Origin of the sequence: Aerococcus sp. Group 1 (assembly GCF_000193205.1) — a bacterium.
GTDB classification, from domain to species: domain Bacteria; phylum Bacillota; class Bacilli; order Lactobacillales; family Aerococcaceae; genus Aerococcus; species Aerococcus urinae_A.
Genome location: NC_015278.1, coordinates 108,865 through 120,964 on the forward strand (window position 1 = coordinate 108,865; position 12,100 = coordinate 120,964).

The window sequence follows — 12,100 nt, forward strand, 5'->3', positions numbered from 1 at the left end:
GCTGTAAGGGCCATAACCTCGCTGATTATCCGCTTGAAATCGATTCCAAAGTCCGATATAGTTGTTTTTAGAAGATGCATAAATCAATAGCAGTAAAGGAGAAAATGATGTTTAATCAAACAGATGAACTCGCTGTGAATGCAGTGCGTATGTTAAGTATTGATATGATTAACAAGGCTAATTCCGGTCACCCAGGCCTACCTATGGGTGTAGCACCTATGGCCTATGCATTATGGGCAGAACACATGGTGCAAAACCCAAGTGATCCCCACTGGACCAACCGGGACCGCTTTGTCTTATCAGCGGGGCATGGGTCTGCCTTACTCTATAGCTTATTACACCTATCTGGTTACCAAGTGACCATGGATGATATTAAACAATTCCGTCAATTAAATTCCAAGACTCCTGGTCACCCCGAAGTCCACTTTACCGAAGGGGTCGAAGCGACCACTGGTCCATTAGGCCAAGGTTTTGCTAATGCAGTAGGGATGGCTATGGCAGAAGCCCATGACGCTGCTATCTATAACCAAGGTGACTATAAGATCGTTGACCATTACACCTATGCCCTCTGTGGGGACGGGGACTTGATGGAAGGTATTTCCCATGAAGCGGCTTCCCTAGCTGGCCACCTCCAATTAGGCAAATTGATTGTCTTCTATGACTCCAACGACATTTCTCTAGACGGCCCAACTGACAAGGCCTTCACCGAAGACAATAAGGGCCGGTTCGAAGCTTACGGCTGGCAACATATTCTAGTGGAAGATGGCCGTGACTTAGAAGCCATTTCCAAAGCCGTGGAAGCAGCCAAAGCTGAAACCAATAAACCAACCCTCATCCAAGTCAAAACCGTGATCGGTTACGGTTCTGAAAATGAAGGCACTTCCGCAACACACGGGAACCCAATTGGTGAAGAAGACCGGGCTCACGCTGCCCAAGTTTACGGTTGGAACCATGAAGCCTTTGATATTCCTCAAGAAGTTTACAATCGCTTCCAAGAACGGGTCGCTGACCGTGGAGCTCAGGCGCAAGCAGACTGGCAAGAAGAATTCAAGGCCTATGAAGCCGACTATGCGGACTTAGCTGCCCAATATCAACGCGCCTATGCCGGTGAATTACCCGCTGACTGGGCGGACTGCCTGCCTAGCTATGACGTTAACGATGAGGCTATGGCTTCGCGGAAAACCAGCCAAAAAGCCATCCAAGCCATTGCTCAAACTCTCCCTGAATTCTGGGGCGGGTCTGCGGACTTGAAGTCCTCCAACAATACTTACATTGACGCCGATAGTGACTTTGAAGCTGGAAATTATGCGGGTCGTAACATTTGGTATGGTGTCCGTGAGTTTGGCATGGGTGCTGCCATGAACGGGATTCGTTTACACGGCGGGTCGATTCCTTATGCCGGAACCTTCTTTGTCTTCTCGGACTATCTCCGGGCAGCTATGCGGGTAGCGGCATTATCCCACTTACCTTCAACCTTTGTCTTTACCCATGACTCCATTGCCGTTGGAGAAGATGGACCAACCCATGAACCGATTGAACAGTTAGCGGCTTTCAGAGCCATGCCAAATATCAACACCATCCGCCCAGCTGACGGTAACGAAGTCTCTGCGGCTTGGAAGCTCGCTATCGAGGCTAAAGATACGCCAACAGTTCTGGCCCTGTCCCGGCAAAACCTCCCTGTGCTCAAAGGCACCGCTGATAAAGCTATGGAAGGGGTCGCTCGAGGCGCCTATGTCTTATCCGATGCCCAAGGGGATACCCCAGACGGTATCTTGATTGCCACCGGTTCAGAAGTGAACTTAGCCCTGGAAGCTCAGGCCGAACTGGCTAAGGACGGTATCGACGTCCGTGTGGTTTCCATGCCTTGTCAAGAGCTCTTCGACCAAGAAGACCAAGCTTATAAGGAAAGTGTTCTCCCAAGTGAAGTCAAAAACCGGATGGCCATCGAAATGGCTGCTACATTTGGTTGGGAACGCTATGTCGGCGACCAAGGCGTCGTGCTTGGCTTAGACCGCTATGGCCAATCAGGTAAGGGCGGCCAAGTCATGGAAGCTTTAGGCTTTAACCTGGACAATGTCGTAAAAACCTACAAAAACGCCTTTTAATCATTAGTCAATATTGGAAAAGAAGAAAATGAATGGATTAGCGTTGTTACTTAGGATTTAAATAGATAAAATCACTGCGATTAGTTTTCAAGGAGGCTATCATGAAATTTTTCTTAGACACTGCAAATATTGATGAAATTAAGCGTATTAATGACCTCGGTTTATGTGACGGGGTAACCACTAACCCTTCCTTAATTAATAAAGAAGGCCGTGACTTTGAAGAAGTGATTAAAGATATCGCTTCAACCGTCGACGGACCAGTTTCAGCGGAAGTGACCAGCTATGACTACGAAGGCATGGTCAAAGAAGCCCGCGAATTAGCTGCATGGGCAGACAATGTCGTCGTTAAAATTCCAATGACTGAAGAGGGCTTAAAAGCAACTCATACCCTGTCTCAAGAAGGCATTAAGACTAACGTGACCCTCATCTTCTCGGTTTCTCAAGGTCTCTTAGCTGCCAAAGCCGGAGCCACCTACATTTCTCCATTCATTGGCCGGATCGATGACATGGGCGAAGACGGCCTCCGCTTAATCGCTGAATTACGTGAAGTCTTAGACATCTATGGCCTAGACTCACAAATCATCGCTGCATCCATCCGCCACATCGGCCACTTCGAAGGCGCAGCCCTAGCCGGCGCCCACGTAGCCACCATCCCAGGCACCATCTTCCCTAAACTCTGGAGCCACCCACTCACCGATAAGGGAATCGAAGGCTTTAAAAAAGACTGGGACGCCTTCACGAAAAGATAAGGATGTGAGGGCGCCAATAGAGGCTTGAATCGGTGGAGGAAAATACCGTAAGCACAGGAAACTGTGCGTTGGGATTTTCTGAAGCGACCTCAAGACTGGCGGCCGAACTCGACAATAGATGTGAGCTGACGACCAAAAAGTGAAACGCTACGCATACTATATCTGTAACTTGCTGACGCTTCGAACAGCTATAGCAACTGGAGTTAAAGGACGAAAGAATTCTCAAAGAGAATTCGTCGACCTTTAGCGAACTCGACTATAGAGTGCGTCAAGCGCATCAAGATACCATAACATGAAAACACCTTTGTCGACTAATAGAAAGTGAGTCGCAAAGGTGTTTTTTGTTGTCTAGATTAATAGATCCTTTGGCGCCAAAGATTTGGCTTTAAAAATAATATTGGCCACTTCTTCAGGACTCTCCTGGCCGCCGCGTTGGATCCAGAGGTTGATGACGCTGGTAACGGAGGAAATAAGAACTTCTATGGCGTATTCCATAGGCAGGTCTTGGGTAGATAGGTGGAAGTCGTTTTCTTTTTGTATACGACTGGTGATCAGTTCTTTAATAATGGACTTAACGTCCACCATAAAGTTGGGATCACCATTGGAACTGGCCAAGGTAGCAATTAAGAGGAAATTTTCCTGGAGGTAAGTAATGGCCTTCAGAATGGTTTGATAGGGGATTAAATCTGCATGTGCTTCTTCCTGATACATGTCGTTAAGGAAGATTTTCTGGAGTTCTTTATAAATATCCGCCTTCAGTTGTTCTAGTAAATCATATTTATCCACATAGTGACGATAAAAAGTTCCCCGGTTAATGCAGGCTTGGCGGGCTATGTCGGTAACGGTTAAACTGTCAAAGCCCTTTTCCCGAGTCAGCTGGATAAAAGCGGCTTTAATTTTCTTTTGGGAATTAGTTTGTCTCTCCATGGCGATATTCTCCTTAATTGAACAGAGTGTTGCATATTGTTTATTGTCACTGGCTTGCTTTCATTTTATACTCCCTTTATAAATAGATCAACATGTTGTTCAAATAAGAAAAAGGAGTTAAAGCATGTCATACATTGAAGTTAATAACAATACAAAAGTCTATTCCTCTGGCCAAAACCAAATTTACGCCAACAAGGATGTTTCATTTGAAGTGAAAAAGGGAGACTTAGTCATTATTGTTGGTGCCTCAGGGGCAGGAAAATCGACCCTATTAAATATTTTGGGCGGGATGGACCATAATGATTCTGGTCAAGTTATTATTGATGGTAAGGATATCAGTCAGTTTTCTCGGCAAGAACTCGCTACTTACCGACGAGAAGATGTGGGTTTTGTGTTTCAATTCTATAACCTAGTCCCTAACTTAACCGCCAAGGAAAATGTCGAATTGGCGGCAGAAATTACCACCAACCCTTTAAGTGCCGAATCCCTGCTTAAGGATGTCGGTTTAGCTGATCGGATGGGTAACTTCCCCTCTCAATTATCGGGTGGGGAACAGCAAAGGGTATCCATTGCCCGGGCCCTAGCCACTAATCCTAAGCTCTTACTTTGTGACGAACCTACAGGAGCCTTGGACTATAAGACTGGTAAGCAAGTCTTAAAGATCCTCCAGGACATGTCACGAGACAAGGGTGTGACTATTATTATTGTTACCCATAATGGTGCCCTAGCGCCAATTGCCGACTGCGTGATTTATATGCGGGATGCGACTATCGCTAATATTGAGCGTCATGACCAGCCTGAAGATATTGAAAATATTGAATGGTAGGTGAAGGAAGATGAAAAAAACACTAGGAAAGGATATTTGGCGGTCGATTCGTCACTCCAAAGGACGATTTGTTTCCATTGTCTTATTGATGCTACTTGGATCCTTAGCCTTGGTCGGGTTGAAAGTCACCGGACCCAATATGCGAGCGACGGGGATCGATTATTTTGACGACCTAAACTTAGCTGACCTATCCGTCATCGGTACTTATGGCTTGGACCAAGGCGACCAAGAGCTTATTAATGAAATACCAGGCTTAGACCAGGTAGAATATGGTTATTTTAAAGATGTCGTGCCCCAAGAAAGTCAAGCTAGCCTTCGTCTCTTTTCAAAGACAGAAACGATTTCTACTTATCAATTAAAGGAAGGCCGCTTGCCAGATGCGATAGATGAGATCGCCTTGGATTATTCCTACCAGGGAGACTATCACCTAGGGGATACCATCAAGTTTGAAGAAAAAGCAGATGCCTCAGGAGATAAAATGTTGGCCCAGGACACTTTCACTATTACCGGATTTCTCTATACCGGAGAAATTCTCTCGGACATCAATCTGGGCCCTTCGACCGCGGGAACTAGTGAGTTGAAGGGCTACGGCGTAGTCATTCCCCAAGTTTTTCAGACCGATAATTACATGGTCGCGCGCTTGACCTTTGCGGATTTAGATGGGGTTGATCCCTACAGTCAAAGCTATCAAGATCGTCTTAAAGACCACCAAGCAGACTTAGAAGCAGCCTTTGACGAGGGAAAAAGCCAGCGTTTAGACCGCTTAAAGAGCGAAAAGCAGAATGAAATTGACCAAGCACAAGAGGACTTAAAGGCCGGACAAAAGGCCATATACAAGAAAAAGCAGGCAGTTAGTGATAAAGAAGCCCAACTTGCTCAGCTTATCCCCTATCAAGCCACCTTGCCTAAAGACCAGCAAGATAAAGTCAAGCAAGCTCAAAGAGAAATTGACCAGGCAAAGGAAGAGCTACAAGCAGCGGATACTGATATCACAGATAAAGAGGAAAAAATCCAAGCAGCGCAAAATCAAGTGGACCACTTAGAAGCACCCACTTTCCTGGTCTATACTCGCCGTGAAGCTCCAGGGGGAGAAGGCTATAAGATTTATTCTTCTATTAACCGTATCATTGATGCCTTGGCCAATGTATTTCCAGTCTTCATGTATTTTGTAGCGGCCTTGGTGGCTTTGACGACTATGACCCGCTTTGTGGAAGAAGAGCGGACCAAGTCAGGCACTCTAATGGCCTTAGGTTACACAGACCGCGACATTATCACAAAATTTATCCTATACGGTTTCCTTTCCAGTAGTCTGGGAGCGGTTTTGGGGATCATACTTGGTCACACTTTTATTCCCCTAACCGTCTACCATGCCTATAGCGGTGGCTTCACTGTTCCTGAAATTCAGCTCCACTTCTATGGGAAAATTTCTCTGATTGCCTTTACCGTGGCCGTCTTGTGCGGGACCGTGCCCGCTTATCTGATAGCTAAGAAAGGACTCCAAGCCTATCCGGCCCAGCTCTTACGTCCCAAGGCTCCGGCCGCTGGGGCTAATGTTTTCTTAGAGAATTTACCGGGCCTGTGGAAGCGACTGAGCTTTATGCAAAAAATTACCGCTCGTAATTTGATTCGCTATAAGAGTCGGTCCTGGATGACCATCTTTGGAGTTGCCGGTGCTGTTTCCTTGCTTTTTGCCGGCTTTTCGGTACAAGATTCCATCCGCACAGTGAATAACCAGCAATTCGGAGACTTGATCCATTATGAAATGATTGTGGCCCAAAAACCGGGAATTGATGAAGAGCAAAGCCAGGATCTTCAAGAAGCCTTGGATAGTAATCAAGTAGACCAATACTTAAATATCCATTATGAAAACTTGTCTAAAGTTGCAGGCAAGAAGCTAGATAAGCAGGACATCAAACTCATTGTTCCCCAGAATGAAGCCAAGTTTCACGAATACCTCAGCTTACAAAACCGTTCCAGTGGCCAAGTCTTGTCCTTAGCCGATGACGGGATCATTATTTCCGAACGCTTGGCCCGCCTCTTGAATGTCCAAGTCGGTGATGGGGTCACTTTTGAAGATCGAGATGGCAGGGACTATGACATGAAGGTTAGTGGTATTACTGAAATGTATATGGGACACTTTGCCTTCACCACGTCCCGTGGTTATGAAAATATTTTTGGAAAAGACTATAGCACGAATGCAAGCATGGTCCAGCTAAAGGACCAGTCGACCAGCAATGTGGAAGCCCAATCGGCTGAATTTATGAACTTAGACGGAGTCATGACTGTGGTACAAAATACCACTCTGACTAACCAAGTCAATACGATCGTGAATTCCCTGGATAAAATTATGAAAGTCTTGATTCTGGTTGCTGTCCTCCTAGGCGTGGTCATTCTTTATAACCTGACTACCATCAATGTCTCGGAAAGAATGCGGGAACTATCAACCATTAAAGTTCTCGGCTTCTACGATAAGGAAGTCACCATGTACATTTACCGGGAGACCATTATTCTTACGATGCTTGGTCTCCTGGCTGGTTACGTGATTGGGGAAGGTCTGCACCAATATATTCTGTGGATCGTTTCACCTGATAATATCATGTTCAACCCCGCCCTCACTCCTAGAAGTTTCGCACTACCAGCTATCATCATCGCCATCATTACTATTATCCTTGGACTCCTCATCAATCACCGCCTCAAGGAAGTAGACATGCTCGAGGCTCTATCGGGAGTAGAGTAGTAAGGATGAGATAAGCACTGATCCTCCTACCCCATCAGCTTTAATCGCTTTCGGATCGGTATTTGTCGCTACTATTTTGTCAATTTTCTTGCTTAAAAAAATAATTGTGTTAAAATTGTAGCAGTTCTACTCCTTACGGGAGAACTTTATCAGTGCATGGTAAAGAAGAGAGGTTGTGACTTCGGTTGCAGCCTCTTTTTTGATCCAGTTTTGATCGAAATTGCCTGGCATTACCAGGATAATGATCGTTTATTTCTCTTTGACAAGAAGACCATGAGGGAGTATTCTTTATGTGAAAATAATTACATGACTAAATTTTTATGAAAGGGAAAGCTGGTTTAACAATGACTGGAATAAAAATAATGATTTTTCTGATGTGGTCTTTAAGCGGCGGTCCGTCCGTCACTTCGATCCAAACGTCAAGATTAGCCGGGACGAATTAAAGCAAATCGTGAAAGAAACCGTGACGGCGCCTTCCGCATGTAACCTACAATCTTGGCATTTTGAGATTGTTGACAATGAAGCGGGCAAGGAAAAATTAAAATCATACTTTATTCCTTTCAACACCCCACAAATTGATTCATGTTCTGCCATGGTCCTCGTTTTTGGCGATACCCAATCGCATAAGAATTACCGCAAGGCCTGGGAAGACGACTACCATGCTGGGAAGATCACTAAGGAAGAAATGGAAGATAACTTTTCTCGAATTCTCTACCGTTATGAAGACGGCCCTCGTGATTTCCTTGTTAATGATGCTACGGTGGATGCAGCTATGGCGGCCATGCAACTGCTCTTAGTGGCCCGGGCCCATGGTTATGAAGGTAATGCGATCGCCGGTTACGATACCACAAAGGCCGCGGAAACTTTTGGCCTCGATCCTTACCGCTACATCCCTGTCATGGCCGTTGCCCTTGGCATTCCAGCTAAAAACGGCCCAGCCGAAGAAGATCATTCTGACCGTTATGGCTTAGATACAATTCTTCACTTCGTGGATGAATAAAAGATTCTCGGCAACTAAAAATTTATTATTAAGCATACTTGTTTATTTAAAAATCCTAATAATCACTCCTTCTAAAGCCCGGTCTTCTTAGATTGAAGAGCGGGCTTTTTATTAGGGAAATATTTATTTTTTCAACCGGATCTCTTTTTCCCTTTTTCAATTAAAAGTGTTGGCGCGACAACAGGACTAGTCTTTTGCTTCTGCTATAATATTGGTGTAGCAATAAAGCGCTCTCATGTGATAATTTTAGCAAATACATTATTTAAGCTGATTGGCTAACAGTCAGTTTACCGATTAATAAATAATACGAGGAGGAAAGACGATGTCACAATATGATTTAGTGATTGTGGGTGCCGGCCCAGCTGGGATGACGGCTGCGATTTATGGGGTACGGGCTGATTTGAAGGTATTAATGCTAGATAAATTAGCTCCCGGTGGACAAGTCATTAATACTAATGAAGTTGATAACTACCCTGGTAAACCCAAGATTAATGGTGCTGAATTATGTATGGACATGTTCCAACATACCCAATCTTTAGGGGCTGACTTCGACTACAAGACCGTTACCCGGGTTCAAGTCGCTGATGACGGTGTCATGAAGACCATTTACTTTGCGGAAGATGAGGAAACCGTCCAAGCCCCAACCGTGATTGTAGCTACCGGAACGCGGTCACGGACCTTAAACATTCCCGGTGAAGAACAATTCAAGGGCTCAGCTATCTCCTGGTGTGCTATCTGTGACGGGGCCAAATACCGCGACAAGGATGTTGTGATCATCGGTGGTGGGAACTCGGCTGTGGATGAGGGGACTTACCTGGCTGGCATTGTTAACCACCTCACCATCGTTACTGACTTTGACCTGACTGCTGATCCTGCTTCCTGTGACTACCTGCGTTCCCTAGACAATGTGACCGTTTACCCTTACAAGGCGGTACAAAGCTTCGAAGCCAATGAAGACGGCAGCCTCAAAGGGGTTAAATTCGCTGATAAGGAAACTGGCGAAAACGAACAAGTTGTTGAATGTGACGGGGTTTTTGAATACATCGGTGCAGTCCCAAGTACGGAATTCATCCAAGACCTAGGCATTACCGAATCACACGGTTATGTGGAAACCGATGCCCATATGGCGACCGCTGTACCTGGTATCTATGGGGCCGGTGACTCTAACAGTAAATTCTTACGTCAAATCGTGACTGCTACTTCAGACGGTGCGACCGCAGCCCAAGAAGCCAGTGGCTATATCAAGAAATTACGGGCAGAAGGCAAGTACGAATAAGAAGTCGCTGCTTTTATGATAAAGTATAATTATGAATAAATAAGGAGTGACTCTGAGTGATCAAAGAATTAGAAAAAGACACCTTCAAAGAAGATTTACAAAATGGAACCGTTTTGGTGGACTTCTATTCCAAAACCTGTGGCCCCTGCAAGATGCTATCCTTTATCCTAGATGACGTGGATAAAACCAAAGGCGATGACCTCTCCATCATCAAAATTCCCTTTGAAGAAAACCCTGACTTAGTCGAAGAATATGGCGTTGAAGGCTACCCAACCTTAATCGCCTTTAAAGATGGAGAAGAAGTTACCCGTAAAGCCGGCCTCCAACAAAAACCAGTCATCCTAAAAATGATCGAAGAAGCAGAATAAAAGGTAGAGTGCGACAAGTGCAATAAGAGGGGAGAGCGTTGGAAGGAGTACGCAGAAAATCTTCAAAGAGGATTTTCAAGGACTTCTGAAACGCAGCTCCCCTCGCACTTGGAGCAGGTTTGAAAAGGATGAGAGGAAGGATCAGGGAGGGCGATTCCTTGGAAGAAAAGGGGATAAGATCAGCCTGCTGATCGTTCAACTTTTCTGAAAGAACATCCCCTCACCTTTTCGAACTCAACTGTAGAGTGCGACAAGCGCAAGAAGAGAGAGCTGGGGTTTCCCTCAGCTCCTTTTTTAATAGAAAAGAGTGAGTTGATGAATAATCAAGCCATTGGTGATTTAATGCTCAACTGGGCTGAAGTGGCTAAAGGACAAGTGACAGCTGGCTTAGACCAGGACTTAGGCGTCAAGGAAAAGTCCAGTGCCCGGGACCTGGTAACCGTATTAGACGGTCAGCTGGAGCGTTTTTATCGTAGTCAAATACGAAAATACTTTCCCCATGACCGTATCCTAGGAGAAGAGGGTCAGGGCGACCAGGCCAAGTCCTTAGACGGGGCGGTCTGGATCATTGATCCCATCGACGGCACCCTGAATTTTGTTAAGCAGCGGGCCCATTATGTGACCATGCTGGCCCGCTATGTTGATGGGGTCGGACAAGTGGGTGTGATCTATGCTTTAGACACGGGCCAGTCACTCTTAGCCTTGGCTGGCCAAGGCGCTTATTTAAACGGCCAAGCCCTGGACCTGACAGGACCAAGTGACCTAGCCGAAGCTAGTTTAGACCAGGTCCTGATGTCAACGGAAGCCTTGCCTTTAGATGGGGACTTAGCCCTCTATCAGCTGTCTAAACAGAGCCTGGGTTTAAGAATTTTTGGTTGTGCTGGCTTGGATGCGGTTCATTTGGCACTAGGTCGGACCGGTTTGTACCTCAACCATCTCTACCCTTGGGATAATGCTGTTGCTCTCATCTTGGCTGAAGTCTGTGGCTTTAAGGTGACCGATTTTCAGGGTCAGCCACTTAACTTGTTGGACCGCCAATATGTCCTCATGGCCTATCCTAAGATTCATGACCAAGTACTCAACTATCTAAAAGACCGCCAATAACAACAAGTCGCGCTGAGTCAGGAATTTTCCTGTCGCTCAGCGCTTTTTTAATGGGTAATGGGTTCAAAGAAGGAACCTTGTCTCTGGCTGAAGAGTTGGATGAAGTCCTTAGCGGCAGAAGAGAGTTGGGCCTTGGCCTTGTAGATCAGGTAGGTTTCCCGGTAGAGTTCCATGTCACGAACCTCTAGATATTTAACCTGGGGGTAGGTCCGGCTAGCGGATTTGGTAGTTAAACTAATGCCGAAGCCGGACTGGACTAAGGAGATGATAGAGGCGTCGTTCATGACCTTGTGGCGGATAGAGATATCCGTGTAATGGATGTCTCCCGTTGAGCGACCGTATTTTTCCATGGCCAGTTTGCGCAGGTGTTCCGAATCATAAGTGCGAAAGAAGGTTTCTCCCTGGATTTGCTGGAAAGTGATGGCGTCAAAGTGGGCCAAAGGATGATCTATAGGCACCAAGATCCCTAGTCGTTCTTTGAGCAGGCGGAAAGTCTTTAGACCGGGAGTAGCCAGGTCAAATTCTTCGCCTGTCAAGCAGGCCAAGTCGTAACTCCCGTCCATTATCCCCATGACCACTTCTTGGCTGAGGACCTCGGTGTAGTTAATGGCAGTGTTAGGGTATTGGTCCTTAGAGACCTTGAGTAATTCCGGGATAACAAAGTAAGTGGTGGAAAATAAATTCGATGAACACAGTGACAGACTATCGGTGCTTTGGGCCAGTTCTTCCTGGACTTCACGAATACTATCATTAATATAGGTCATCCCTTGACTCAGGCGCTGGGCTAACTTGCGACCAGCATAGGTGATTTGAATCTCGCGTCCGGCTTTAACAATCAGGGGAATGCGGAGATTTCTTTCCAGTTTGGCGATGGCCTTAGACAGGGTCGAAGGGGACAGGTAGAGTTGGGCGGCAGCCTTAGTCAGACTTTCACATTCTACCACCTTGATAAAGTAAGCCAAGTGCTGCCAGTTAAGTTCTTTCATGATTTTATCCTTTCTATTGTTG

The 12,100-nt window shown here is 45.9% G+C and carries 11 protein-coding genes; 9 read left to right on the top strand and 2 right to left on the bottom strand.

Features of this window, described 5'->3' with window-relative positions:
* Positions 1-107 precede the first annotated feature (107 nt).
* Positions 108-2,105 carry a transketolase gene (gene tkt / locus HMPREF9243_RS00515; protein ID WP_013670121.1) on the top strand — a complete coding sequence of 666 codons (1,998 nt, stop codon included), beginning with the start codon at positions 108-110 and terminating at the stop codon, positions 2,103-2,105.
* A 101-nt stretch (positions 2,106-2,206) separates the two neighbouring features.
* Positions 2,207-2,854, top strand: a complete 648-nt coding sequence (gene fsa / locus HMPREF9243_RS00520; protein ID WP_013669223.1) for a fructose-6-phosphate aldolase — start codon at positions 2,207-2,209, stop codon at positions 2,852-2,854.
* Positions 2,855-3,202: 348 nt separating this feature from the next.
* Here fsa and HMPREF9243_RS00525 read toward each other — a convergent pair whose 3' ends face one another.
* Positions 3,203-3,781 carry a TetR/AcrR family transcriptional regulator gene (locus tag HMPREF9243_RS00525; RefSeq protein WP_013668882.1) on the bottom strand — a complete coding sequence of 193 codons (579 nt, stop codon included), beginning with the start codon at positions 3,779-3,781 and terminating at the stop codon, positions 3,203-3,205.
* Positions 3,782-3,905: 124 nt separating this feature from the next.
* Here HMPREF9243_RS00525 and HMPREF9243_RS00530 point away from each other — a divergent pair, with 124 nt between their 5' ends.
* The 7 genes from HMPREF9243_RS00530 (at position 3,906) to HMPREF9243_RS00555 (ending at position 11,092) form a co-directional block, all read left to right on the top strand.
* Complete coding sequence (locus HMPREF9243_RS00530; protein WP_013669526.1) at positions 3,906-4,607, top strand: ABC transporter ATP-binding protein; 702 nt, start codon at positions 3,906-3,908, stop codon at positions 4,605-4,607.
* A 10-nt stretch (positions 4,608-4,617) separates the two neighbouring features.
* Positions 4,618-7,344, top strand: coding sequence for an ABC transporter permease (locus HMPREF9243_RS00535; RefSeq protein ID WP_013669179.1), 2,727 nt, complete (start codon positions 4,618-4,620; stop codon positions 7,342-7,344).
* 156 nt (positions 7,345-7,500) lie between these two features.
* The gene (locus HMPREF9243_RS10435) at positions 7,501-7,668 is read left to right on the top strand and encodes a hypothetical protein (RefSeq protein WP_155811963.1); all 168 of its coding nucleotides are present in this window, start codon (positions 7,501-7,503) and stop codon (positions 7,666-7,668) included.
* Between the two features lie 52 nt (positions 7,669-7,720).
* Positions 7,721-8,344 carry a nitroreductase family protein gene (locus HMPREF9243_RS00540; protein WP_013668935.1) on the top strand — a complete coding sequence of 208 codons (624 nt, stop codon included), beginning with the start codon at positions 7,721-7,723 and terminating at the stop codon, positions 8,342-8,344.
* Positions 8,345-8,666: 322 nt separating this feature from the next.
* Entirely contained in the window at positions 8,667-9,620 is a 954-nt protein-coding gene (locus HMPREF9243_RS00545; RefSeq protein ID WP_013670102.1) for an NAD(P)/FAD-dependent oxidoreductase, read from the top strand.
* 56 nt (positions 9,621-9,676) lie between these two features.
* On the top strand, positions 9,677-9,988 hold the full coding sequence (locus HMPREF9243_RS00550) for a co-chaperone YbbN (RefSeq protein WP_013669397.1): 312 nt from the start codon (positions 9,677-9,679) through the stop codon (positions 9,986-9,988).
* Positions 9,989-10,303: 315 nt separating this feature from the next.
* Positions 10,304-11,092 carry an inositol monophosphatase family protein gene (locus HMPREF9243_RS00555; protein WP_013669928.1) on the top strand — a complete coding sequence of 263 codons (789 nt, stop codon included), beginning with the start codon at positions 10,304-10,306 and terminating at the stop codon, positions 11,090-11,092.
* A 47-nt stretch (positions 11,093-11,139) separates the two neighbouring features.
* On the opposite strand, the gene HMPREF9243_RS00560 is transcribed toward HMPREF9243_RS00555, so the two are convergent.
* Positions 11,140-12,078, bottom strand: a complete 939-nt coding sequence (locus HMPREF9243_RS00560) for a LysR family transcriptional regulator (RefSeq protein WP_013669227.1) — start codon at positions 12,076-12,078, stop codon at positions 11,140-11,142.
* Between the last annotated feature and the right edge of the window lie 22 nt (positions 12,079-12,100).